At 63.4% G+C, this 23,791-nt stretch carries 20 protein-coding genes and 1 pseudogene; 8 read left to right on the forward strand and 13 right to left on the reverse strand.

The features are described from left to right. Nucleotides 1-8: 8 nt before the first annotated feature. Nucleotides 9-998 carry a thiamine pyrophosphate-dependent enzyme gene (locus GGR36_RS04685; protein ID WP_183632369.1) on the forward strand — a complete coding sequence of 330 codons (990 nt, stop codon included), beginning with the start codon at nucleotides 9-11 and terminating at the stop codon, nucleotides 996-998. A 13-nt stretch (nucleotides 999-1,011) separates the two neighbouring features. Continuing rightward, a complete protein-coding gene (locus GGR36_RS04690) occupies nucleotides 1,012-2,649 on the forward strand; it encodes an NAD(P)-binding protein (RefSeq protein ID WP_183632371.1) in 1,638 nt (545 codons plus the stop codon). A 153-nt stretch (nucleotides 2,650-2,802) separates the two neighbouring features. On the opposite strand, the gene GGR36_RS04695 is transcribed toward GGR36_RS04690, so the two are convergent. From GGR36_RS04695 to GGR36_RS04705, 3 genes are all read right to left on the reverse strand, one after another. Further along, on the reverse strand, nucleotides 2,803-3,723 hold the full coding sequence (locus GGR36_RS04695) for an amino acid kinase family protein (protein WP_183632373.1): 921 nt from the start codon (nucleotides 3,721-3,723) through the stop codon (nucleotides 2,803-2,805). A gap of 20 nt (nucleotides 3,724-3,743) precedes the next feature. Then, nucleotides 3,744-4,205, reverse strand: coding sequence for a PTS sugar transporter subunit IIA (locus GGR36_RS04700; protein ID WP_183632375.1), 462 nt, complete (start codon nucleotides 4,203-4,205; stop codon nucleotides 3,744-3,746). Nucleotides 4,206-4,365: 160 nt separating this feature from the next. After that, nucleotides 4,366-5,406: a GMP reductase gene (locus GGR36_RS04705; protein ID WP_183632377.1), complete on the reverse strand. Its 1,041-nt coding sequence runs from the start codon at nucleotides 5,404-5,406 to the stop codon at nucleotides 4,366-4,368. A 208-nt stretch (nucleotides 5,407-5,614) separates the two neighbouring features. On the opposite strand from GGR36_RS04705, the gene GGR36_RS04710 reads away from it, so the two are divergent. Continuing rightward, complete coding sequence (locus GGR36_RS04710; RefSeq protein WP_183632379.1) at nucleotides 5,615-6,295, forward strand: DUF4124 domain-containing protein; 681 nt, start codon at nucleotides 5,615-5,617, stop codon at nucleotides 6,293-6,295. 19 nt (nucleotides 6,296-6,314) lie between these two features. Here the strand turns inward: GGR36_RS04710 and hypB are convergent, their stop codons facing one another. From hypB to GGR36_RS04755, 9 genes are all read right to left on the reverse strand, one after another. Continuing rightward, entirely contained in the window at nucleotides 6,315-7,019 is a 705-nt protein-coding gene (gene hypB / locus GGR36_RS04715; RefSeq protein WP_420847481.1) for a hydrogenase nickel incorporation protein HypB, read from the reverse strand. A gap of 133 nt (nucleotides 7,020-7,152) precedes the next feature. After that, nucleotides 7,153-7,515, reverse strand: a complete 363-nt coding sequence (locus tag GGR36_RS04720; RefSeq protein WP_183632383.1) for a hydrogenase/urease maturation nickel metallochaperone HypA — start codon at nucleotides 7,513-7,515, stop codon at nucleotides 7,153-7,155. Further along, a complete protein-coding gene (locus GGR36_RS04725) occupies nucleotides 7,508-7,993 on the reverse strand; it encodes a hydrogenase maturation protease (RefSeq protein WP_183632385.1) in 486 nt (161 codons plus the stop codon). The genes GGR36_RS04720 and GGR36_RS04725 overlap by 8 nt, the downstream gene beginning before the upstream one ends. After that, nucleotides 7,990-9,489 carry a Ni/Fe hydrogenase subunit alpha gene (locus GGR36_RS04730; protein WP_183632387.1) on the reverse strand — a complete coding sequence of 500 codons (1,500 nt, stop codon included), beginning with the start codon at nucleotides 9,487-9,489 and terminating at the stop codon, nucleotides 7,990-7,992. Before GGR36_RS04730 ends, GGR36_RS04725 begins: the two co-directional genes overlap by 4 nt. 14 nt (nucleotides 9,490-9,503) lie before the next feature. Continuing rightward, nucleotides 9,504-10,064: an NADH-quinone oxidoreductase subunit B family protein gene (locus GGR36_RS04735; protein WP_183632389.1), complete on the reverse strand. Its 561-nt coding sequence runs from the start codon at nucleotides 10,062-10,064 to the stop codon at nucleotides 9,504-9,506. Between the two features lie 13 nt (nucleotides 10,065-10,077). Beyond that, nucleotides 10,078-10,788, reverse strand: coding sequence for a 2Fe-2S iron-sulfur cluster-binding protein (locus GGR36_RS04740; RefSeq protein ID WP_183632391.1), 711 nt, complete (start codon nucleotides 10,786-10,788; stop codon nucleotides 10,078-10,080). 9 nt (nucleotides 10,789-10,797) lie between these two features. Next, entirely contained in the window at nucleotides 10,798-12,588 is a 1,791-nt protein-coding gene (locus tag GGR36_RS04745) for an NAD(P)H-dependent oxidoreductase subunit E (protein ID WP_183632393.1), read from the reverse strand. Nucleotides 12,589-12,691: 103 nt separating this feature from the next. Then, nucleotides 12,692-13,417: a 2Fe-2S iron-sulfur cluster-binding protein gene (locus GGR36_RS04750; RefSeq protein ID WP_183632395.1), complete on the reverse strand. Its 726-nt coding sequence runs from the start codon at nucleotides 13,415-13,417 to the stop codon at nucleotides 12,692-12,694. Beyond that, a complete protein-coding gene (locus GGR36_RS04755; RefSeq protein WP_183632397.1) occupies nucleotides 13,407-15,197 on the reverse strand; it encodes an NAD(P)H-dependent oxidoreductase subunit E in 1,791 nt (596 codons plus the stop codon). Before GGR36_RS04755 ends, GGR36_RS04750 begins: the two co-directional genes overlap by 11 nt. A 169-nt stretch (nucleotides 15,198-15,366) precedes the next feature. Between GGR36_RS04755 and hypF the strand changes: the two genes are divergently transcribed. The 3 genes from hypF (at nucleotide 15,367) to GGR36_RS04770 (ending at nucleotide 19,545) form a co-directional block, all read left to right on the forward strand. Continuing rightward, entirely contained in the window at nucleotides 15,367-17,658 is a 2,292-nt protein-coding gene (gene hypF, locus GGR36_RS04760; RefSeq protein ID WP_183632399.1) for a carbamoyltransferase HypF, read from the forward strand. 200 nt (nucleotides 17,659-17,858) lie between these two features. Beyond that, nucleotides 17,859-18,860 (forward strand): class 1 fructose-bisphosphatase, encoded by a 1,002-nt coding sequence (locus GGR36_RS04765; protein ID WP_183632401.1) that lies wholly within the window; start codon nucleotides 17,859-17,861, stop codon nucleotides 18,858-18,860. A 145-nt stretch (nucleotides 18,861-19,005) separates the two neighbouring features. Beyond that, nucleotides 19,006-19,545: an OmpA family protein gene (locus GGR36_RS04770; protein ID WP_183632403.1), complete on the forward strand. Its 540-nt coding sequence runs from the start codon at nucleotides 19,006-19,008 to the stop codon at nucleotides 19,543-19,545. Between the two features lie 3 nt (nucleotides 19,546-19,548). Here the strand turns inward: GGR36_RS04770 and GGR36_RS04775 are convergent, their stop codons facing one another. Beyond that, complete coding sequence (locus GGR36_RS04775; protein ID WP_183632405.1) at nucleotides 19,549-20,886, reverse strand: caspase family protein; 1,338 nt, start codon at nucleotides 20,884-20,886, stop codon at nucleotides 19,549-19,551. Between the two features lie 424 nt (nucleotides 20,887-21,310). Here GGR36_RS04775 and GGR36_RS04780 point away from each other — a divergent pair, with 424 nt between their 5' ends. Both GGR36_RS04780 and GGR36_RS22320 read left to right on the forward strand, forming a co-directional pair. Beyond that, the gene (locus tag GGR36_RS04780; protein WP_183632407.1) at nucleotides 21,311-22,933 is read left to right on the forward strand and encodes a ShlB/FhaC/HecB family hemolysin secretion/activation protein; all 1,623 of its coding nucleotides are present in this window, start codon (nucleotides 21,311-21,313) and stop codon (nucleotides 22,931-22,933) included. Nucleotides 22,934-22,965: 32 nt separating this feature from the next. Next, a pseudogene (locus GGR36_RS22320) lies at nucleotides 22,966-23,739 on the forward strand (two-partner secretion domain-containing protein); the annotation flags it as partial. Nucleotides 23,740-23,791: the final 52 nt, after the last annotated feature.

Below are 23,791 nucleotides of genomic sequence, written 5' to 3' on the forward strand. Positions count from 1 at the left end.
CGCGCAGCATGACTGTCCAGCAGATCAGCTTCTACCAGACCGGCACCTTCACCGTCGGCAACCGCTTGCTCGACGAGGCACAGCGCACTGTGCAGGCGACGGTCGCCCGCGCCAACTCGCTCACCTCGGGGCACCGCGCCTGCCAGGGTTGCGGTGAGGCCCTCGGGGCACGCTACGCGATGGATGCGGCGATGCACGCAACCCAGCGCCAGATGGTCGTCGTCAATGCCACCGGCTGCCTTGAAGTCTTTTCGACGCCCTACCCCGAAACTTCATGGCAGGTGCCGTGGATCCATTCGCTGTTCGGCAATGCTCCCGCGGTAGCCACCGGCGTCGCAGCGGCCTTGCGGGTCAAGGGCCGGCAGGACGTGCGCGTCGTCGCACAGGGCGGTGATGGCGGCACCACGGACATCGGCTTCGGTTGCCTGTCAGGGATGTTCGAGCGCAACGACGACGTGCTCTACATTTGCTACGACAACGAGGCCTACATGAATACCGGCGTGCAGCGCTCCTCTGCTACACCGCCGGCCGCCCGCACCGCTACCACCCCCGCGATGGGCGACGCGCCGGGCAACCAGTTCGGTCAGGGCAAGTTCCTGCCCGAAATCGCGATGGCGCATCGCATTCCCTATGTGGCCACCGCCAGCGTCGCCGACCTGCGCGACCTCGAAGCCAAGGTCGAAGAGGCCATCCACCTGCGCGGCGCGCGCTACATTCATGTCATGGTGCCCTGCCCGCTGGGCTGGGGCGCCGCCTCGCACGACACCATCCGCCTCGCAAGGCTGGCCTCGGAATGCGGTTTGTTTCCGATCTTCGAGGCACGCAATGGTGAAGTGGCCGACGTGCGCAAGATTCGCCATCGCGTACCGGTGGAAGACTTCCTGAAGCCGCAGAAACGATTCGCGCACCTCTTCGATCCCGAACCTGATACCCGCCGCATCGCGCTGATCCAGGCGCATGCCGATCGCAACATCCAGCGCTACGCGCTGTTGCCCTGAGCGGAGCCCGACCATGGACAAGCCCTTTGCCATCACGCTGGACCCCGGCTCATCACTGGCCAACCGTACCGGTTCTTGGCGCACGCTGCGGCCGGCGTATTCCGACCACTTGCCGCCCTGCAATAACGCCTGCCCGACCGGCGAGAACATCCAGGCCTGGCTTTACCACGCCGAGAGCGGGCGCTATGAGGATGCGTGGCGCGCTCTGGTGCGCGACAACCCGATGCCGGCGGTGACCGGCCGCGTCTGCTACCACCCTTGCGAGAACGCCTGCAATCGCGGTCGGCTGGACGAATCGGTGTCGATCCATGCCGTTGAGCGTTTCCTGGGTGACGAAGCGATTGCGAAGGGCTGGACCTTCGAGCCGCCGCCGCAGCGCAGCGGCAAGCGGGTGCTTGTCGTCGGGGCCGGCCCGTCCGGTTTGGCCGCGGCCTATCACCTCGCTCGCTTTGGGCACGAGGTGGAGATTCGTGAAGCCGGTCCGATGGCCGGCGGCATGATGCGCTTCGGCATTCCGAAGTATCGGCTGCCTCGCGAAGTGCTGGATGCGGAAGTCCGGCGTATCGAGGCTCTGGGCGTCACGATCCGCCTCAATGCCAAGGTCGACAGCCTGCTCAAGGCCCGCGATGAAGGCGGGTTCGACGCGGCCTTTGTCGCGGTGGGCGCGCACCTCTCCAAGCGAGCCTGGGTTCCGGCCGGCGAAGCAGCCCGGATCATGGATGCGCTGAGCGTGCTGCGCGGGGTCGAGATGGGCGAGAAGCCCCTGCTCGGTCGCCGCGTGCTGGTGTATGGCGGCGGCAACACTGCCATCGACGTGGCGCGCACCGCCCGCCGCCTGGGGGCCGAAGAGGCTGTCATCATCTACCGTCGCACCCGCGACCGCATGCCTGCACATGACTCCGAGGTGCAGGAGGCGCTCGACGAAGGGGTCATGTTCCGCTGGCTCTCGACGATCAAGATGGGCACCGACAGCGCAGCGGGCGAGACGTTCACGATCGAGAAGATGGCGCTGGACGACACCGGATTCCCGCAACCGACCGGCGAGTTCGAAACCATCGAAGCCGATTCGCTGGTGCTGGCCCTGGGGCAGGAAGTCGACCTGTCGCTGCTCGACGACGTCAAAGGACTGACACTGCACAACGGCGTCGTGAAGGTGGATGCGCACATGATGACCGACTGCCCGGGGATCTTCGCGGGCGGCGACATGGTGCCATCGGAACGCACGGTCACCGTCGCACTCGGGCACGGGAAGAAGGCCGCCCGTTACATCGATGCATGGTTGCGCGGCACCCGCGTCGAGGACACGCCCAAACATTCGCTTGCCAGTTTCGAGCGCCTCAACCCGTGGTACTACACCGACGCCCCGCGCACAGTGCAGGCCGAACTCGAACGTGCCCGGCGCGAGTCGAGCTTCGACGAAGTCGTCAGTGGGCTGAATGCCGACAACGCCCTGTTCGAGGCGCGGCGCTGCCTGTCGTGCGGCAACTGTTTCGAATGCGATAACTGCTACGGCGTCTGCCCAGACAACGCGGTGATCAAGCTTGGGCCGGGCAAACGCTTCAGCATCAATCTTGACTACTGCAAGGGCTGTGGTCTGTGCGCCGAGGAATGCCCGTGCGGCGCGATCGACATGGTGCCGGAATCGATCTGAGCCCGTTTGGCGGGAGAACGCTGCTGCGCGGGCACGGAAGCCATCGCAGTTAGCGCAATGGGCCAGCGGATCTTCGGCGCCCGGGCCAACGCGAGCCCAACGCCGATCGCTCGCCGAGGATCGGCGCCATTGCGTCGCCGCATTTGGCGCTGCTCAAGTCCCGCCGAAGTAGCGCAATGTGTCGGCCCCGAAGTCCGGCCCGCGACGCGACCGGATCAAGGAGCCGATGCCTTCGCTGCCCAGCACCTCAAGCAGCAAGGCGTTCGGCACGCGGGCGTCGAGCAGTTTCGCCGAACCAATGCCGCCCTTCAAGGCATCGACAACCGGCGCAAGCCTTGCGCGCAGATCCGCCGCCAAGCCCCCCGTGGATGCGAGCAACGCCTCCGCCGCAGCAATGCCCAGGCTCGACTGGACGTGCCCGTTCGCGTCAGTGAGCCCAGGAGAGTCGGCCATCACCAGGAGCTTTTCGGCGTGCATTGCCTCGGCGATCCGCGCAGCGGCGGCATCGGCGTCCACAAAGGTGGCAGCGCCATCGTTGCCGGCGGCGATCGGCATGATCACCGGCACGAAATTGCGTGTCTGAAGCAGACGAATGATTTCGGCATCAATCCCGGCAACCTCGCCGAACACGACTTGGCCGGTTTCCGGCGATCCGTCGGCGTGCATCACACCCCGAATCAATGGACCATCCAGGCCACTCAGCCCAACCGCCTTGCCGCCGTTTCGATTGATCAGGGCAACGATTTCCTGATTGAGTTCTCCGAGCACCATCTCGACATAGTCACGCGTCTGCGTCGCGCCGGATCCGTCAGTTGCCCCGCCTGTGTCGGCAAGCCCCAAACGACGGAGGAAGGCAGGGATGTTCGGCCCACCACCGTGCACCACCACCAGACGAATGCCTACCAGCTGCAGCAAGGCTACGTCGCGCGCAAAACCCGCCTTGAGCGACGGATCAGCAACCGCCTGCCCGCCAATCTTGATGACCAAGGTCTTGCCATGCAGGCTGCGGATGTAAGGGAGCGCCTCACCAAGAATGGCTGCGCGCTGGCGCGGGCTGAGAGCGGCGGTGGGCATAGGCGTTGTGGTCCAAGAGGTCAATCATGTACCCGGATCGGGGCGAAGCAACGCGCGACCGACGCAGCGTCGGCCGCACTCCGCAGGCTTTCCCTGAAGCTGCGCTCGCCGAAGTGCGTGGCGATCGACGACAGCAATTCCAGATGCTGCTGCGGTGAATCCGACGGCACGATGAGCGCGAGGAAATCGGACACCGGCTTGCTATCGGGCGCATCGAATGCGAGCGGAATTTGCGGGCGCGCGAATACCGCCACCGGCCGCTTCGCCTCGGCCATCCGGGCGTGTGGAATTGCCACGCAATAGCCCAGACCGGTCGATCCAAGCTGCTCGCGCGCGGCGAGGCTCTCGGCGATCCGGTCTCGCGGCAGGCAATGCCGACGCGCCATGTGCCGGGCAATCTCCTCGAGCAAGGCATGCCGCGTCGTCACATGCAGATCGATCAAAACGTCATCGGGTTCAAGGAGGGGGTGGTCTGCATTCATGTTCGCAAAGTCCGGTTGCAAATAAGTGAAGTCGGACATCCAGTCGGGTTCGGTCGCGGGCCCAGAGGGCTTGGTGCCCATCTTGCCCGCCGGTACGCCGGTACCTATCGAAATGCTCGGCCCGGTGCGGCAGCCGTGGGGCTCCGCCGCGTACGACGGTTCAGGACTTCCCGAAGACCTCGTTAAGCTGTTGGCCGACGCGGATGAAGGTCGTCCGTTTCGAGAGCTCCTTGAGCTTGCGGGCGCCGACATAGGTGCAGGCCGAACGCACGCCGCCGAGCAAATCCTGCAGCGTGCCGTCTACCGGGCCGCGGTAGTCGATGAGCACTTCCTTGCCTTCCGATGCGCGGTACTCGGCCACGCCGCCAGCGTATTTCTGCATGGCGGTGCGCGAGCTCATGCCGTAGAAGCGCATCTTGCGGGCACCGTCGATCTCCACCAGTTCGCCAGAACACTCATCGTGCCCCGCCAGCATGCCGCCGAGCATGACGAAGTCCGCACCGCCACCGAAGGCCTTTGCAACGTCACCCGGCGTCGTGCATCCGCCGTCGGCGCAGATCAGGCCGCTGAGACCATGCGCCGCATCGGCGCATTCGATGATGGCCGAAAGTTGCGGATAGCCGACCCCGGTCATCTTGCGTGTCGTGCACACCGACCCCGGACCGATGCCTACCTTGACGATATCGGCCCCGCCCAGAATCAGCTCTTCGGTCATCTCGCCGGTAACGACGTTGCCGGCCATGATCGTCAGCGCGGGGAACTCTTCCCGCAGCTTATGGATGAAGTCGACGAAGGCCTTGGTATAGCCGTTCGCGACATCGATACACACCGCCGTGATGGCGGTGCCAGCCCGCTCCATGACACGGCGGAACTTCTTGATGTCGGGCGCCGCGATTCCCATCGAATAGAAGTTGGTCGCGTCCGGCGGCAGCGAAGTGAAATGCGCGACCAGCTGGTCTTCGTCGTAATGCTTGTGAAGGGCTGTCGCAAGCTTTTGCCGGGCGAGTGCGTTCGCCATCTCGAAAGTGCCGGTGACGTCCATGTTGGCCGCGATGATCGGCACGCCACGGTAGTGACGCTTGGAATGGTGGAAGACGTAATCCCGCGAGATATCAACCTCAGAGCGGGAGGTCAGCGTCGAGCGCTTCGGACGTATCAGCACGTCCTTGAAGTCGAGTTTGAAATCCTGTTCGATGCGCATGTTTCAATCCTCTCTAAAACTGGGTGCCGCGGATCTTGTCGGGCCGCGCAAACGCGCATGATGCACTCTTTCGCCCCGGCGGCACGTCCCCAATTGGACTAGATACCGTGGGCTGGGCGTTGCTGCACGGGTCGCAAAAACACACCGACACCTTCAACGGTGATCGATCATAATCCTGTCGTCCGGAGCAGCGTGGAAGGCGTGTCCAGTGGCCGCGCGGCGATCATCAAGACGGGCATTACATCTTCTCGAACCAACGACGACCATGAAGCTCCTTATCGCCCTCTTCGCTTGCTGGATGCTCGCTTCGCCGCTCGCGCATGCCACCACGTTCAAATGCCAGGCGGCGAACGGCCGCGTGATCTTTCAGGACATTCCCTGCTCTGCCGAGACGACCACTGCCAATGTCACCGGCGCTCAGACAATGGTGGCGCCCGACGCGTGGCGTTTCGAGCGCATTGATGAAGCGGGCGGCAGGGGCATCTGTCTGATTGTCTCGCCCCCGATCGCGATCGGCTCGCGCAGCCGCTCAGCCGGTCAGGTGCAGATCCGGATCGAGCACACGAAAGAAATGGTGGAGGCGCTGATTACGCCGGTCGCACAGGTCGGATCGCCAACAACACCGTTTGATTCGAACCTGGCCGAGGTCGGCATCTATGTCCCGGGGCAGCGCTTTCTCGGGGATGTGCGACTCACCCCGGCGGGCGCCCTGCGCGTCGGTGCTGCCGACACCGCCTTGCTCACGGACTATCTGGTCCACGACGACAATCTGACCGTACGGGTGCGCTACATGAAGGCCAACGGCCTGCGTGAGAGCGTGCGTCAGACAATGAGCGGATTTGTCGCAAACCTGCAACTCGCGAAGGACTGCGTTCGGACGCTGCGCTGAGCTCGACGCTTGCGTTTGCTCAGGCTTGCGCCGCTTCGCTGGCACTCTGCCGTGCGTGCAAGGCCTGCGATTCGCGCGCGGATGAAATCCAGTCGAGCCAGACATCCATCCCCTCGCCGCTGCTTGCCGACAGTTGGATGATCTCGATCGCCGGATTGACGGTGCGAGCGTAATCGCAGCAGCGCGCGACATCGAAGCGAAGGTGTGGCAGCAGGTCGATCTTGGTGAGGATCATCAGATCGGCGGCCGCGAACATGTCCGGATACTTGAGCGGCTTGTCTTCGCCCTCGGTCACCGACAGGAACACCACTTTGTGGGCTTCGCCAAGGTCGAAACCGGACGGGCACACCAGATTTCCGACGTTTTCGATGAACAGCACGCCGCTGACCGGCATCGAAAGCTTCTCCAGTGCCTTCTCGACCATGGCTGCATCGAGATGGCACCCGCGCCCGGTATTGACCTGCAAGGCTCGGACACCGGTTTCGCGAATGCGTTGCGCATCGAAATCGGTCTGCTGATCGCCCTCGATTACCGCAAGGGGCAGGCGATCTGCCAGGCGCTTGAGCGATTCAACCAGCAAGGTGGTTTTCCCTGAACCCGGGCTGGACACCAGGTTGAGAGCCAGCACGCCGGCACGAGCGAAGGCCGCGCGATTGCGCGCGGCGATTTCGTCGTTGCGGCCAAGGATGTCTTCTTGTATTTCGAGTACACGAGCCTGGCTCATTCCGGGGATTTCAACGCCAGCCGGGCCATGCCCGAAATGCAGCGACTCGCTGGCCGGCACCGTCTTGGGTCGCGAACGCGCCGTCGGACGGTACGGATTTCCACACCCACACACCTCACACATACAGCCCCTTCTACCTCGTTTCCGCGATGGCCTTGCGCTCTTCAACGACGATGGAACGAACACGCATCTCGGTGCCTTGCAGGATTTCCAGCCCACCACGCCCGCAGATTCCACAGGGCTGGTAACGAATCTCGATAGCCTGCTCCCCACCGCAATCATGGCAGCGCGCCCGTGCTGGCAACCGTAACACATGTACAGTGGCGCCCTCGGCACGTGTATGCAACATGGCGCTCGTCAAAGCAAACAACAAGGCGTCTTCTTCGACACCGGCCAGGTCACCCAGTTCTAGCGTAATGGCGAGCACCCGCGCGCCAGGCTCGGCGCTGCGTTCCACAATGGCGACGACCTGTTCGGCCAGCGATGCCTCATGCACAGAGAGCCTCCGACACGCCTCGCGCCCGCACCACCCAATCGATCAAACCCCGCCACGCAGCTTCAACGCCTTCGTTCGCCGCGGCAGACAAGGGCGCGCCGAGTTCGAAGGACTCCCCGCGCACCGACAGGATCTCTGCACGAGGCGATGCACCGCCGACCACTTTCGCGTGAACCTCAAGCAATCCTTGTGGCGACACCGCATGCGTCGAATAGCTCGCATCCGCCTGGGCCGATACCGACTCGAAGCGGGCACCGGCTTCGCCGGATGCGCGCGCGTCGATGAACAGCACGCGGCGACGCCCGACTAAATCCAGGGCGTGTTCGATGTTCAGTTGGAAGTCGACAACCACTTCAACATCGTCCGCACGCTGATCCACCAGCCAGCCAGCCAGCTTGTCACCGAGCAGCGGGCCCACCGCATCGTCACCGCGACCGGGATTGCCAAAGGCCAGAACCAGCAATGGCGCGGGCGTCACAGCACCGCCTCGCGGCTAAGTTCCCCATTCCCGCCCTTGACGAGACGGCTCACCACATCGCCATCCGGTGCGATTGCCTCGATGCTGAGCGGCATCTTGCCCACGGCATGCGTTGCGCACGACAGGCAGGGATCGTAGGCCCGAATTGCAACCTCGATTCGGTTCAGCAGACCCTCGCTGATCTCGCGGCCATCAAAACACTCTGCCGCCACCGCCCGCACCGATTCGTTCATGGCAGTGTTGTTGCTGGTCGTCGAAACGATCAGGTTGGCCATGGTGACCAGGTCATTCGAGTCGATCTTGTAGTGATGGAACAGCGTGCCACGCGGTGCTTCGATAACGCCGACGCCTTCGCGCAATGGCTTGCCGCTGCGGGACAGATCTGTCCCGGTGATCTCCGGATCATCCAGCAACTCGGCAATCGCTTCGGCGCAGTGAAGCAGCTCGATCATTCGCGCCCAGTGGTAAGCCAGTGTCGCCTGTACCGGCTGCCCTGCGCCCTGCGCCATGAAGTCCACCCGCGCCGCCTCGGCACGCGGCGTGGGAATGTGATCGCAGTTGTTGACCCGCGCCAGCGGCCCCACGCGATACCAGCCCTGCTCCTTGCCCAAGGCCGTCAGGAAGGGAAACTTCATGTAGCTCCACGACTTGACCTCTTCGTGAAGGATGGCGTTGTAGCCCCGGTAATCGAAGTGATCGAGAACGATCCCGCCTGCTGCATCCTTGACACGGATGCCACCGTGGTACAACTCGAGCCCGCCGTCCGGCGCAACCAGGGACAGGAAGTTCGAGTTCGCCGCTGCGAAACCGCGGTTTGCCGGCTCGTCCGCAAGGTAGAGCTGGCGCGCGATTGCCAGCCCGTGCGCTGCCCAGCCCAATACGGTCAGGATGTCTGACTTGAGGTAGTCACGTTCTTCCTGCGACAGCGGCTTGTTGAAGCCACCTGGCACCGAGCCGGTGCCGTGCACCCGTTTGCCGGTCAGCACGCGAATCACTTCCTGCCCGAACTTCCGCAGTTTGACGCCGATGAGGCCGATTTCAGGGTGGTCGGTCAGAACGCCCACGACGTTGCGGTGTGGAACCGGGTCGTCGTAGCCGAACAGCAGGTCCGGCGATGCAAGGTGGAAGAAATGCAGCGCGTGCGACTGCAACATCTGGCCAAAATGCAGCAAGCGTCGCAACTTGGTCGCCGTGGGCGAGATCGGCTGATTGCCCGACACGAAGAAGTCCGTGGCTTTGGACGCCGCCAGCAGGTGGCTCACCGGGCAGATGCCGCAGAGCCGCTGCACCAGCGTCGGTACTTCCCAGTAGGGGCGCCCCTGGATGAACTTCTCGAAGCCACGAAACTCGACAACATGCAGGCGCGCCTGACGCACCACACGGTTCTCATCGAGCAAGAGTGTGACCTTGCCATGACCTTCGACACGGCTAACCGGTTCGATCGCCAGACGTTGCAGACCGATCGTTTCGGTGGCTGTTTCCAGATTTTCGTACATGCTCGGGCTCCGGCTCAGTCGAAACGACGGTTTTCGTAGGCAAGTTGCGGTTCGCGCCCTTCGACCAACGCGGACAGCAGTTCCCAGAACGCGTCGGCAGGGGGCGGGCAACCCGGCAGCACATAATCGACCCGCACCACTTCGTGGATCGGCCTTACCTTGTTCAGCAGCAGGGGGATCTCTGCATCGTGCGGAATGTGCGGATTCTCGATTCCGGGGGCCTCGATGTAGGCCTCACGCAGGCACGATTCAAGCGAAAACTTGTTGCGCACGGCCGGGACTCCACCTGTGATCGCGCAAGAGCCCACGGCAACGATATAGCGGCAGTGCGCGCGGAATTCGCGCAGCACTTCGACGTTTTCGACATTGCACAGGCCCCCTTCGATCAGCCCGACGTCGACATGTTCGGAACAGTGCTTGATGTCGGTCAGCGGCGTGCGGTCAAAAGTGACGATCTGGGCGAGATCCACGATCCGTTCATCGACGTCGAGAAAGGACATGTGGCACCCGAAGCAACCGGCAAGCGAGCAGGTCGCGACTTTCAGGCGGGGTGGATGTTCGACTGGGGCGTTCATGATTGCTCGATTCTCAGTACTTGGATTCGAATTCGCATTCGATGGCCTGGGTATCGAATCGGCGCTCGCCGATCGGTTGCTCGTAGCCACGGCGTTTGACCAGCAGCGCACCGGTCGGGCAAACCTGCACCGCCCGGTCATTCGCCTCGATATTGGTGTCCTTGAGCAGGCCCGTCGACGAGTTGACCACGAGTTGCGTGTCGATACCGCGGCCGCTGAGCCCGAAGAGCTCCTTGCCGTCCGCATCCCGGCTGGCGCGCACACACAGCGAACAGTTGATGCAGCGGTCACGATCGAGCACCACTTCGGGGTGCGAGGCGTCCATGCTGCGGCTCGGAAAACGGTGCGGCAGAGAGGTGTCTTCCATGCCAAGGTGATAAGCCACCGCTTGCAGCTGACAGTTACCGCTCTTCACGCAGAATGGGCAGAAGTGGTTGCCCTCGATGAACAGCATCTGCACGATGCGGCGGCGCGCGTCCTGGATGTCCGGTGCTTCACTTTCAACCTTGGCACCGGCACTGGCCGGCGTCGTACAACTCGCGCTCAGCCAGCCATTGACCCGGACGGTGCAGACCTTGCAGCTGCCATGCGGCTGGAACTCGCGGTGATGGCACAGATGCGGGATGTAGTGACCGGCGGCCAGCGCCGCATTCATGATGGTCTGGCCCGCTTCAAAAGCGACGGGCTTGCCGTCCAGAGTGAAGGTGTTTTTCGTGTCGCTCATCGGTCGTTCTCAATCGCTGTGAATCTGGTCAAGTTGATCGTGCCGCCCGGTCAGCGCGCGCGACTCGGTAACCGACGCATCCAGATCGAACTCGGGCACAAAGTCCGCTTCCGCCAGCAGTCGGCTGGTGTATTCCTCCGGGAATCGCTTGATCGTATCGAGCAGCGTATTGGGGGCTGTCTCGCCCAAGCCGCAGTGGGAATACGCCTTGACGAATTCACCGATCGAACTCACCTGTTCCAGATCTCGCTGGGTACCCTGGCCGTCAGCGATCTTGTCGGCGTAGTGCTTGAGCATCTGGGTGCCGACTCGACAAGGGGTACAGAAACCGCACGACTCGTGGGCGAAAAAGTGTGCAAACTGCCGCGCCACATCGACCATGTCGCGCAGATCGTTGAACACCATGATGCTGCCGCCGGTTGAGAGGTCGGCGTAGCTCACGCGACGATCGAACTCGGCGCGCCCGACACAGGTGCCCGCCGGGCCGCCAACCTGCACCGCTTTGGCGTTCTCGCCACCGCAGCGCGCGAGCACCTCGCGAACCGTCGTGCCAAGCGGCAACTCATAGATTCCGGGGCGCTGGCAATCGCCCGCGATCGACAGCAACTTGGTGCCGCGCGACTTGGCTTCGCCGTGAGCGGAGAACCAGTCGGCCCCTTTCCATGCGATCTGGGCAGCCTGCACGAACGATTCGACGTTGTTGTTGATCGTCGATTGACCGAACAGCCCGATCTTCACCGCGGACGGCGGCCGCACGCGCGGGATGCCGCGTTTGCCTTCCAGCGATTCGAGCAAGGCAGACTGTTCGCCACAGACGTAGGCGCCCGCGCCAAGGTGGATGCGCAGGTCGAAATCCAGCCCGCTCTCGCAGACGTTCTCGCCCAGCAGGCCGGCGGCACGACGTTCGGCCAGCACGGTCTGCAAGCCTTCCATCATGTACTCGTACTCGCCACGCATGTACACATAGCCCTTCTTGGCGCCGACGAGCAGTCCCGCAATCGTCATGCCTTCGAACAACTCGTCGGCATACTTGGCGAGCAGCACGCGGTCCTTGAACGTGCCCGGCTCGCCCTCATCGGCATTGCAGGTGATGTAGTGGGTACCCTTGGTATCGAAGGCGCCGCGCCACTTCCGCCCCACCGGAAAACCGGCACCGCCGCGCCCCTGCAGACCCGAGCGTTCAACTTCGTCCAGCGTCGCCGGCAATCCGCGGGCGAGCGCAGCGCGAATGGCCTCTCCCGGCGGGATTACGGTATCAAGGGTGATGCCACGTTCGCGGATGCCGTCATCAACATGAAACCATTCGGCAGGCCACTCGCTGGCCGGAACACCGTGTTCGATCAGCGAGGCCATCTTTTCGATGCGGGCTTCGGTCATCCGCGTGAAAACACGGCCGTTCACCAGGCCCGCTGGCGCTTGCTCGCAGTGACCGGTACACGACGTCATCGATACGGTCACACGCCCATCGGCGCGTGGCTGACCGAGGGTCACACCCAGGCGGTCGGCAAGGCGCTTTGCCACGATCTGACTCCCCGCCATGCGGTCAGTCACCGAGTCGCTGAAATACACGTCGAATTGCCCACGCGGCGTGGTGTGCAGAAAGCTGTAGAACTCGACGCAACCCCTGACGCGGGCAATCGGCAGGTTGAGCACGTGCGCGAAGAACTGGATTGCCTCTTCCGGAACGTAGGAGCGGCTCGCTTGAACTTCGCGCAGCATTTGCAGCAAACGGTGGCGCGCGTGAAGGTGACGCGCAGCAATGTCGTGCAGCGTCGCTGACTGACCGAGGGGGGATGCCATGTCGTGTCCCTGAGGGAAATATCGCCAACCGCAATTGATACGCTTGGTGCGGCGCGCCCCTCTTGTCCGGGATCAAGCGCCGACAGTGGGCGCGCTTGCTTTCTCAATCACCCTTGTTTTCGCTCGGTGGGCAAGCAAGCTCCTCACCGATATCGTGGGTGTCATAGCGCCGCTGCCCGATCGGGACCGCAAAGGCTGCCTTCTTCGGAACGATTGCGCCGACCGGGCAAACCTGGGCGGCCGCGTCGGTGATCGAGAAACGTGAATCGCCGAGCAGACCGCTCGGGCTGTTGACCAGCAAACGCGCCTCTATGCCCCGACCAGCCACGCCAAATACCTGTTTGTGGTCGACATCACGGCTGGCCCTTACGCACAGCTCACAAAGGATGCAACGGTCATAGTCGATCATCGCGTCGGGATGGGAGGCGTCGAGTTGCCTGCGCGGATACTGGTGGGCGTAGTGCGTGTCTTCCATGCCAAGGTGGTAGGCAACCGCCTGCAGCTTGCAATTGCCGCTTTGCTGGCAGAAGGGGCAGTAATGATTGCCCTCGGCGAAGAGCATCTGCACCACGCGTTTGCGGTAGCCCTGGATCTCCGGCGTTTCGCTCTCGACCTTCATACCCTCGGTGACCGGTTCGAAGCACGCCGACGTGAACTTGCCGTTGGCCTTGACCGAACAGAGCTTGCACGAGCCGTGCGGCGGGAATTCCGGCCGGTAACACAGATGAGGAATGTAGTGTCCGGCGTCGGCCGCGGCCTGCAGGATGGTCTGCCCCTGCAGGAACGGCAATTGCACGCCATCGAAGCTGAAGTGTCCTTTATCCGCCATGATGGCCCTCCTTGGCGACGTCGGCGCCGAACATGGACCTTGCCTCGCTCAATTCCGCATCAAGATCGAAGCCTGGATCGCCGCCTCCGTCATGGATGCGCGCTTCGAAAGCCGCACGGAAATGCGCCAAGGCATCGAGCATCGGATTCGGTGCGGTCTGACCCAGGCCGCAATGGCTGAGCGCGCGCGTGACCTGGCCCGCGCTCTCCATCTCATTCAGGTCCGCCGTCGTTGCCTTGCCCTCGACGACCTTGTCGATCAGCTGTCGCATCACGGTCGTGCCGACCCTGCACGGCGTGCAGAATCCGCAGGACTCGTGCTGGAAGAAGCGCGCGAAGTTCTGCACAACGGCGACCACGTCGCGCGTCCAGTCGAACACCATCAGCGAACCGGTGGTGGGGAGATCCTCGAAGGCAATCTTCCTGTGGAACTCCGACGCGCCAATCAGGTGACCCGATGGCCCGCCGATCTGGATTGCCTGCACCGCCGTCGCGCCGCAGTCACCCAGCACCTCGCCGATGCTGACACCGAAGGGATACTCGTAGATGCCACGCTTGGGCACGTCACCCGAGATCGACAACAGCACCGTCCCACGTGACTTCTCGGTTCCCAGACTTGAAAACCACGCACTTCCCATCGCCGCCACCTGGGCTGCCTGGATGAAGGTCTGAACGTTGTTGACCACCGTCGGCTTGTCGGCGTAACCGCGCACCGCCGGGAAAGGCGGCCGCACGCGTGCCTGGCCGCGCTTGCCTTCGAGCGACTCGATCAGCGCCGATTCCTCGCCACAGATGTAGGCGCCGGCGCCAAGATGAATCGAGATGTCGAAATCGAAGCCCGACCCGAACAGGTTGCTCCCCAGCAACCCCTCTTCCCGGCAGCGTTCGAGCACAGCCTCCAGATGCGGCAACAGGTATTCATACTCGCCGCGCAGGTAAAGGAATCCCTGTCGGGCCCCAACCACGAAGCCGGCCAGCGCCATCCCTTCGAAAAGTTCTCCAGAAAACCGGTTGAGCAGCACCCGATCCTTGAACGTGCCCGGTTCGCCCTCATCGGCGTTGCACACGACAAAGCGCTGCACGCCCGGCGCTTCCATGCAGAAGCGCCATTTATGCGCTGTCAGGTAACCCGCGCCGCCCCGCCCGCGCAGGCCGGAGCGTGAAAGTTCCGACAAGGTGCTTGCCGCCCCACGTGCAATTGCAGCCTTCAACGCCGCGCCGGGCGTCATGTGTAGATCGAGCATCGGCCCGGTGCGCCTGATGTTGTCGCGCACCGCGAACCAGTCCCGCGGCCAGGCCTCCAGGGCGATTCCTGCGTCGACCAGATCGGCCATTTCGTCAATGCGCGTCGCATCCAGGCGGGTGACCGCCAGGCCATTGACCATGGCGGCGGGTCCCTGGTCGCTCATGCCTGTGCACGAGGTAAGATCAACGGTCACCGAGCCATCGCGTCGCGGCACGCCGGGTTTGACGCCCAATCGCTCGCAAAGGCGGTTCATCAGGCCACGCGAGCCGAGCATCTGATCGGTGATGTTGTCCGAGAACCGGATGTCGTAGCGCCCGCGGGGCACTTCGTGCAAGAAGGCGTAGAACTCTACGACGCCCTGCACCTGCGAGTGGGGCAGCCGCAGGTGGCGCGCGAAGAAGTCAATCGCCGCCGGGGGGACATGCGAGTATGAAGCCTGTACCGCGCGTAACATCTGCAGTAATTGGTACGGATCGTCGCGATACCGCGCGGAAATCCTCGCAAGGACCCGATCCAGGCTGGACGACAATGGCATTGCGCACCTCCGCAACGAAACCCCAGGGTGACATACCGCGTACTCGAATGATTCTAGGCGTCGAGCCAGAGCCTCTTTTGCGCCGCGTCAGGGAACGTGATCATCGATACGGCAAGCTCGGCATGTGCCATATGCGCCAACATTCGGTGCCGCCAGCCCCTTGCAGGCCATGATCCCCACACCCGTGCCAATCCAGCGGATTCGTTTCGACATCACCGGGGTCGTCCAGGGCGTCGGTTTCCGTCCGAGCGTGGCGCGACTCGCGCAAGGCCAAGGTCTGCACGGTTTTGTGCAGAATCAGGCGGGGGTCGTCCGGATCGAGGTCGAAGGGCACGCCGATGCTCTGCGTGCATTCGAGACTGCGCTGCAACAGTTGCCACCGCCCTGCCGCATCGACCACATCGAACAACTCACGCTGCCGCCCGAGGGCGATCGCCGCTTCCGCATTGAAGACAGTACGAACCCGGGCGCAGGGATCCCGACCCTGTTGCCGGATACTGTCACCTGCCCTGAATGCCTCGCCGAAATGCGCGACCCGCTCAACCGGCGCTATCGCTACCCCTTCATCAGTTGTGCGGTGTGCGGCCCGCGTTACAGCATCAGTGAGGCGCAGCCCTTCGATCGCGCCCGCACCGCACTGGGCGACTTTCCGATGTGCGACGCATGCGCCGCGGAATACCGGAACAGCACGGATCGCCGCTTTCACGCCCAAACCATCACCTGCCCCACCTGCGGCCCGACGCTCAGTCTGGTCACAATGACCGGCAAGCTGCTTGCTAACCGGGACAAGGCGATCGAAACCGCCGCGGCCCGTCTTCGCAACGGAGAGATCGTCGGGCTCAAGGGCTTGGGAGGATTCCAGTTACTGGTGGACGCCAGCAATTCAGACGCCGTGCAGCGCTTGCGCCTGCGCAAACGCCGGCCCGCCAAGCCGCTGGCAGTCATGGTTGGATCACTGGATGAGGCGTCGCTGCATGTGGCGCTTGATTCAGGCGCCCACACGCTGCTGACGGATCGCGCTGGCGCAATCGTCCTGCTCAAGCGTTGTGGGGACGCCATCGCCGCCGAGGTCGCGCCCGGCAGCCCGATGCTCGGCGTGATGCTGCCTTCCAGCGGACTGCACGCACTTCTTCTTGATGCCTGCGAGACACCGCTGGTGGTGACCAGTGGTAATGCTTCTGGCCAACCCATCGCCATCGACAATGAAGAGGCGGCCAGAGACCTTGCCGGCATCGCCGATTGCCTGCTGGTCCATGATCGCCGGATCACCCACCGACTCGATGACTCGGTGGTACAACTCATCGCGGGCAAACCGCAGATGCTGCGCCGCGCGCGCGGACATGTGCCGCTGACGATGCCATTTGCCGGGCCGCGCGGCATGCTGGCGTGTGGTGCGCACCAGAAGAACACCGTGGCAGTGAGCCTCGGCGGCGTCGCGGTGATGAGCCAGTACAACGGCGATCTGGATTCGGTAGCCGCGCGGGAACAGCATGGGACCGCGTCACGGGAATTGATCGGCTTGCTCGACGCCCCGCCTGCAAGGGTGATCGTAGATGCAAACCTCGACTACGCCAGCGCCATGGCCGGCGAGGCTCTGGCCGCAACGGCGAATGCAGAACTCGTTCCGGTGTGGCATCACCTCGCGCACCTGCACGCGACGGCTAGCGAACATGGCGTCGCGCTCCCATTTACTGGCTTCGCGTGGGACGGCAGCGGCATCGGCGGCGGCAACGTGGTACGGGGCGGCGAATGCTTCGCGCTCGATACGAACGGAGCAAGGCGCGTGGCGTCCCTGCGGCAGTTCCCTCTCCCGGGTGGCGACCGCGCCGCAGAAGAACCTCGCCGCGCGGCACTGGGCCTGTTATTTGCGTTAGAAGGCGCAGCCGCGCTTGAACACCCGGCGATTATCGCGGCCTTCACCCGTGCCGAACGCGCGGCACTGCTGACGATGTTGCAAGGTGGCGTCCGCTGCCCTGCATCGACGAGTATCGGACGCTTGTTTGACGGGGTGGCTTTCCTGCTTGGCGTCGCTCGCGAATGCTCGTTTGAAGGCGAAGCGGCAATGCAGCTGCAATTTGCCGCCGAAGCTGCAATGGGGGCTGAACCCTTGCCATTTGGATTAGCGCGCGGCGAACTGGACTGGCGCCCGCTGCTGCAGGCGCTGCTGGAGGGGATCGAATGCGGCGATGCGCCCGCTACGCTGGCGGCGCGATTCCACGCCACACTCGCCGCGATGACAGTGCGTGTGGCGCAGTCCCAGGGGCTTGAACGCGTTGTTCTGGGCGGCGGCTGCTTCCAGAACCGACTGCTTGTTGAACTCGCGGACCAGGCGCTGCGTTCAGCCGGTTTCTCGGTGTTCTGGCCGCAAGAGGTGCCCGCCAACGACGGCGGCCTGTCGTTCGGGCAATTGGCGGCCGCACACATGGGCCACCTCGTGGCCGACGAAGGCCCCTACGATTGACCCTCTTGTCCGAGGCTCTGCGCATTGACTCGCGTGGGCTGCGCGCTCGAGCTTGCGGACATCGACCTGACTGAATTGCTCCGCCTCGCGGCACTTCGGGCCATCCCTACTGTTGCAGCCCCGGCGCTGCTCGCATACTTCAACCCGCACCCGCCGGTTGATCGACACCGACGGCTCGACAGGACAACGGGGAACGAATCATGGAACGCGTCACGCTTACGCAATACCTGCTCGAACAACAGCGGGACCGCAATGTCATCACCGGCGACCTGCGCCTTCTGATCGAAGTCGTAGCGCGCGCCGTACGCGCGATCAGCGTGAATGTCGGCAAGGCGAACATCTCTCGTACCGTCGGTTCCGGCTATGCCTCCGACGACGAGCCACCGCACGCGGAACCGATCCATCAGGTGGCAAACGAGATCCTGCTGATGTCCAACGAATGGGGCGGCCACCTCGCCGCGATGGCCTCGGACACCATGACCGAACCCTACGTGATTCCGAACCGTTACCCGAAGGGCGAATACCTGCTGGTGTTCAATCCGCTCGATGCCACCAACAACCTCGAATACAACGTTTCGGTCGGCACGATCTTCTCGGTGCTGCAGTGCCCGCCCGGACAGACGCCGGACACGCAGGCCTTCCTGCAACCGGGCAGCCGCCAGCACGCCGCCGGCTACGCCTTGTATGGCCCACAGACCCTGCTGGTGCTGACTGTCGGATCGGGCGTAGTTGCCTTCACCCTCGATCGTGAGTTCGGCACCTGGTTTCTCACCCAACGCGACATGCAGATCCCGCAGGAGACCAAGGAGTTCGCGATCAATCACTCGAATGCGCGGCTCTGGGATGCCCCGATCACGCGCTACATCGACGAGTTGCTGGCCGGTAAGGACGGACCGCGCGGCAAGGACTTCAACATGCGCTGGGTTGCCTCGATGGTTGCGGACATGCACCGCCTGATCACGCGCGGCGGCATCTTCATCTACCCGAAGGACAAGCGCGATCCGAGCAAACCCGGCCGCTTGCGCCTGCTCTACGAGGCCAGCCCGATGGCGATGATCGTGGAACAGGCCGGCGGCAAGGCTTCGACCGGCACCCAGCGCATCCTTGACGTGGTTCCGGAAGCACTCGACCAACGCATTCCAGTGGTCATGGGGTCAAGCAGCGAAGTCGATCGTCTGCTCGGCTACTACGCGGAAATGTAACTGGCAGCGGCGCATGCCGGACGGGCCGAATGTGGCGGCCAGTCTGGCGACAAAGCCTATTTGCGCCGGTCCGTGCATCTTGATCTTGACTACTGTCCGCGCTCCGCTAACGTGCAGATCGTCCCCTATCACTGCAGGAAATCCTATGTCGCGCATTCCGTCCCGCCTGCTTCCGCTGCTGCTCGGTTCCATGCTGTCCTGGGCCTCTATCGCCCACGCTGAAGAAGTCGTTGACCTGGGCACCAACGTGCCAGACGCCAAAACAGTATCTGAAGGCCTTTTCCCGGAAGACACCTGCAAGGAACTAGAAGCGAGCGGCTTCAAGTGCATGGGCTTCAAGCCGGCGGTCCGCTTCTCGCTGCCCGGCGCATCGTTCGCGCGCGGATCCGCCGAACTGAGCGAGCAACTGCGCAACCAGCTCGACGCATTTGCGGAAGTACTCAAGACAAAGACCGATACCAGCTACAAGATCGTCATCGAGGGCCACACCGACATCACCGGTTCGGACGCCCTCAACGAGAAACTCTCGTACAAGCGCGCCCAGGCGGTTCGCAACTATCTGATCGCCAAGGGCGCACAGCCCGGGCAGCTTGAAGCCGCGGGCCTCGGATCCAAAAAACTGCGCAAACCCGACGATCCCGCAGGTGCGGAAAACCGCCGGGTCGAGATCGGGCGCCAGAAGTAAGCGCTATTTGCGCGAATTGTCGAGCGTGGGTGGCGGCGTAAAGCCGAGCGCCCGCGCCCGACCCTCGTAACGCGATGCGAGATGCGGCTGATCGGTCGCCCGATAGTGCAAGGCCAGTTCGTAGCTCGCAATACCGTTGCCTAGTTCCACGGCGAACTGCAACCATCCCTCCCAGCGCTTCAGATCCTGCGCCAAGCGGTGAGCCCCATTGCGATACATGCGTGCGATCCGCGCCGCCGCATCCTTGTCCCCTCGAGCGGCTTTGCCGAGTTCGCCTCGATACTCGTCGTCGCCGAGTTCAACAGCGAATGCGCTGCGAAACAGCTTTACATCCCGTGAATTGAGTGCCGTAGCCGCTTCGCGAGCGCCGTCGCGCGCCACGACCGCGCTCGCCGCAAATCGCCCATCGGGAAAGGCACGCAGGTAGGCATCGGTACGTCCGATCACGTCACCAGGCCAGTACGCCGCATTGATCTGATTCCATGCACTTTGCTCGTCTTCGGCCAGCGGAAGCGTCTCTGTTCCCAGCCCTAGTCGCATCCGGCTGCGGGTGTTCTCGGCAATGTACGGAACCTGCGCAATCTGCCGGATCGCGCGAACCGGATGGTTCTCCATCGTGCGGGTGACATCCGCCTTCACCATCCGGAAGAAGTCGGAGAACGACACGTCGTCTGGCGCCTGGTTCAGTACCTTGACGAAGGAGCCCGTATAGAAGGTGTTCTGCGCCGGATCGACGGGAGAGATCGCAGGACGGCCCGCCCCGGTGGCGAACGCCACAAGCGCTCCGGGCGGTGCTTCGATCTGGTTGAGACCATCGGCGTCGCGCACGACCGAGGTTATGGACGTCCGGCAGGCGTCGATCACCGCCATCGTCAGCGCCTCCGGGCGTTGTGGCAACGCATCAAGCACGTCGCGCCGCAGTCTGACTGCCTGCCCAAGCAGATCTCGTGGCTTTCCCGCTGGATTCAAACCGGAGGACAGCAGAAGGTTCTCGGCTTCGGCCTGCACTCCGTGACCGGAAAAGAAGAACAGGGCAAGTGCAGTCGGGCCCGCAGCCCTCACCTTTTCCGCGAAGTCGCGAATCGCGGCGAGAAATGCCGGCGTGATGAGGTCTGCGGCTGTCGTCACCTGGAACCCCCTGCGCTCAAGCGCGGAAGCCACATCCCTTACGTTCTTCGGGATTGGTGGCAAATCAAACGGATCTGGATAGCTGCGATTCCCGATTACCAGCGCGAGTCGCTGCTGTCCCTGCACCGCCCCGATTCGCGTCGCGGCGGCAAGCAGCGGCAAGGCGAGAAATTGTCGTCGGGAAATAGGGTTTCTGACGCGGCCGCTGCTCATGGGGGCTCCGATTCTGGATTCGGCTGGATTGTACGGCCGGCACGCGCGCTTCCGTCACGGGGTGCCGCTGGGAAGCCCATATTCTTTCAGGGTGCGACGCGCTGCACACACAGCGTCGCTTGCAGACGGCATACTTGCGGTTCCCGTCCGGCAATAGGGGCCGAGTGCGGCGGCATGCATAGCGCGGTTTCAGATGCGCTAACAGAGATGGCGTTGCGGGCGGAAGTGCCGCGTAGCGCCCTCCCGCACGCGTCCCGAGTGAGACCCCCAGCAAAGAGGTAGAACGTTGACGCTCGCCCAACCGCTGTGCCCCGAACACTGGAAATATAGTCTGCGGCACGCAGATTCGTTGCGCGTCATGCGGCTGGTTGCCGCGAGTCTGGCTTTCTGTTGCGTTCCACAGAGTTTCGCGCAGACGCCTCGCGTGGTCCCCAAAGTGGAGGAGTTGAAGCGGGACATCGAACAAGCGGCACCCAGTCGCGACCAGGCGGCGCCGCTCCCGGACCGGTCGTCACCGCCGCCACGAGAATTGGGCAAACCGGCCGACGAAGTGCGTATCGACATCCGCGCGTTTCGTGTGACGGGCCTTTCAGAGGCCGATCCGGCAAAACTCGAAGCGCTGCTCGCGCGGTTTGCCGGCCCTCAGCGCAGCTATGAAGATCTTTCCAATGCGGCCGCCGCCGCAACCGAGTACCTGCAAAGCGAACTTGGTTACTACCTCGGGTACGCCTACCTGCCCGAGCAGTCGCCGAGCGATGGAACGGTCGAGATCGCAGTGCTTGAGGGACGCCTGGACCAGATCAAGCTTGCCTGGAATCCGAAGAGCCTGATCAGGCGCGAGGTTCTTGAAAGTCACCTGCAAGCGATCAAACCGGGCGAAATCCTTCGGGTGAAGGACGTCGAACGTATGGTCTTCCTGATGAACGACCTGCTCGGCGGCAACGCGCGCTTTGAGGTCATGGCCGGTCGAACTCCCGGTACTGCGACCCTGGTCGTGACCCCCGAACCCGATGCTCGGCTGGGCGCGCAGCTTACCTTCGACAACATCGGCTCGCGTTACTCGGGGGAATACCGTGCCAGCGTCGGCGGATCTCTGATGAGCCCCTTCGGAATCGGAGATGGGTTATCGCTCAACGGTGTCGTCTCTCAAACCGGGGGGCTTGCGTTTGCGCTGGCCAACTACACCGTGCCGGTCAGTCGCTATGGACTCAAGCTGGGCCTCTCGGTGTCTTACCTGAAGTATCAGCTCAACGAGGACGATTTCCCGCTCGGGCTCAACGGCACGACTACCGCCTACTCCGCCTTCGGTCTCTATCCGCTGATCCGCGGCCGCAACCTGAACGTGTTCCTGCAACTCGGTACCGATCTGAAAGACTTCGTCGACAATCAGAGCGGGCTGTCGATCGAGAACCGGAAACGCACGAAGCTTGGCTGGACCGGCGTGGTCGGAGATGGTCGCGACCAGTTTGCCGGCGGCGGCATCAACTCGTTCTCTGCGCTGTGGAGCCAGGGGACGGTCACGCCCGACAACCCGGCGAACGGACTTGACAACGACCACCGCTTTTCGAAGCTCGCCCTATCCGCGTCGCGCTTGCAGGCGATTTTGCCCAACCGTGTGCTCCTGTTCGCCCGATACAACGGTCAGCTCGCGTTTGCGAATCTCGATTCGACCGAACGATTCGGCCTCGGCGGCGAGTCCGGGGTGCGGGCCTATGCCCCGGGAGAAGGCGCCGGCGATAACGGACACATCGGCACGCTCGAGTTTCGCCTCCTGCCACCGGCGCAATGGTTCGACGCAGCCCGGGAAATATCGGTTTCAGTCTTCGGAGACTGGGGCTACGCTCAATTACGACACGATGCGTCGAAGCAACCCAGAGATTTCGACAACTCTGTCTATATCGCAGGCGTAGGCCTCGGATTCAACTGGGAAAGTCCCCGCCGATTCACGCTCCGGAGTTCGGTCGCGTGGCGCACGACGGGGCGTGGAGTCAGCGATTCCGGTGACCGTGTACCGCGGATCTACTTTGTCGCAAACCAGTCCTTCTGAATTTGGCGTCACGCCTGACAGGATCCTCGCCAATGGCACGCTCCACGACACTTCCCGCCCCGAATCTGCGACGCCGCAATCCGACGCTGGCTGCCGCGCTTGCCCTCGCGCTTTTCGGCGCCCCGCTGGCCTTCGCCCTGCCGACCAATCCGGTCGTCGAGCACGGCAAGGTGAAGATCCAGAGCCCCGCTCCCAATGCATTGAACGTGGCGCAGACCAGTGACCGCGCCATCATCAACTGGAGCACGTTCAACATCGGCAGCGGCGAGCGGGTGGAGTTCGCCCAGCCCTCTTCGAGTTCCATTGTCCTCAACCGGGTGCTGGGCATGGATCCGAGCCGGTTGCTGGGCGACATCAAGGCCAACGGTCGCGTCTTCCTTGTGAACCCAAACGGCATTGTGTTTGGGCGGGACGCCCGGGTCGACGTGGGTGGGCTGGTCGCTTCGACCCTGTCTCTTGGCAGCGACGACTTTCTCGCCGATCGCTTCCGCTTCCGCGCTCCGGGCACCCCTGGCGCGATCCGTAACGAAGGCAGCATCACTGCGGGCGCTCACGGTATCGCGCTGATCGCACCGGAGATCGAGAATCGCGGGACGCTGGCAGCCGATGGCGCACAGGTCGGGCTCGTCGCCGGCAACTCCGTGCTGGTGGACGTGGAAGGCGACGGACTGATGCACTTTCGCATCGACGAAGGCAGCCTTGCGCCACGCGTCGATCAACTTGGGCGCATCCAGACCGACGGCGGCAGCGTCTCGATCCAGGCGCGCGCCCGTGGCGCATTCGCAGACACCGTGCTGAACATGGAAGGTGTGGTGCAGGCGCGTGCCCTTGGCGCGCAGGCCGGGAAGATCGTACTGG

Origin of the sequence: Niveibacterium umoris, assembly GCF_014197015.1 — a bacterium.
GTDB lineage: Bacteria > Pseudomonadota > Gammaproteobacteria > Burkholderiales > Rhodocyclaceae > Niveibacterium > Niveibacterium umoris.

Excerpts from the sequence above, each read along its gene's own strand:
- GGR36_RS04745 (WP_183632393.1), bottom strand. The coding sequence starts at position 12,588 with ATGGCATCCCCCCTCGGTCAGTCAGCGACGCTGCACGACATTGCTGCG.
- GGR36_RS04730 (WP_183632387.1), bottom strand. The coding sequence starts at position 9,489 with ATGTACGAAAATCTGGAAACAGCCACCGAAACGATCGGTCTGCAACGT.
- GGR36_RS04765 (WP_183632401.1), top strand. The coding sequence starts at position 17,859 with ATGGAACGCGTCACGCTTACGCAATACCTGCTCGAACAACAGCGGGAC.
- GGR36_RS04775 (WP_183632405.1), bottom strand. The coding sequence starts at position 20,886 with ATGAGCAGCGGCCGCGTCAGAAACCCTATTTCCCGACGACAATTTCTC.
- hypF (WP_183632399.1), top strand. The coding sequence starts at position 15,367 with ATGATCCCCACACCCGTGCCAATCCAGCGGATTCGTTTCGACATCACC.
- GGR36_RS04700 (WP_183632375.1), bottom strand. The coding sequence starts at position 4,205 with ATGAATGCAGACCACCCCCTCCTTGAACCCGATGACGTTTTGATCGAT.
- GGR36_RS04740 (WP_183632391.1), bottom strand. The coding sequence starts at position 10,788 with ATGAGCGACACGAAAAACACCTTCACTCTGGACGGCAAGCCCGTCGCT.
- GGR36_RS04705 (WP_183632377.1), bottom strand. The coding sequence starts at position 5,406 with ATGCGCATCGAACAGGATTTCAAACTCGACTTCAAGGACGTGCTGATA.
- GGR36_RS04770 (WP_183632403.1), top strand. The coding sequence starts at position 19,006 with ATGTCGCGCATTCCGTCCCGCCTGCTTCCGCTGCTGCTCGGTTCCATG.
- GGR36_RS04690 (WP_183632371.1), top strand. The coding sequence starts at position 1,012 with ATGGACAAGCCCTTTGCCATCACGCTGGACCCCGGCTCATCACTGGCC.
- GGR36_RS04695 (WP_183632373.1), bottom strand. The coding sequence starts at position 3,723 with ATGCCCACCGCCGCTCTCAGCCCGCGCCAGCGCGCAGCCATTCTTGGT.
- hypB (WP_420847481.1), bottom strand. The coding sequence starts at position 7,019 with ATGAGCCAGGCTCGTGTACTCGAAATACAAGAAGACATCCTTGGCCGC.
- GGR36_RS04750 (WP_183632395.1), bottom strand. The coding sequence starts at position 13,417 with ATGGCGGATAAAGGACACTTCAGCTTCGATGGCGTGCAATTGCCGTTC.
- GGR36_RS04685 (WP_183632369.1), top strand. The coding sequence starts at position 9 with ATGACTGTCCAGCAGATCAGCTTCTACCAGACCGGCACCTTCACCGTC.
- GGR36_RS04735 (WP_183632389.1), bottom strand. The coding sequence starts at position 10,064 with ATGAACGCCCCAGTCGAACATCCACCCCGCCTGAAAGTCGCGACCTGC.
- GGR36_RS04755 (WP_183632397.1), bottom strand. The coding sequence starts at position 15,197 with ATGCCATTGTCGTCCAGCCTGGATCGGGTCCTTGCGAGGATTTCCGCG.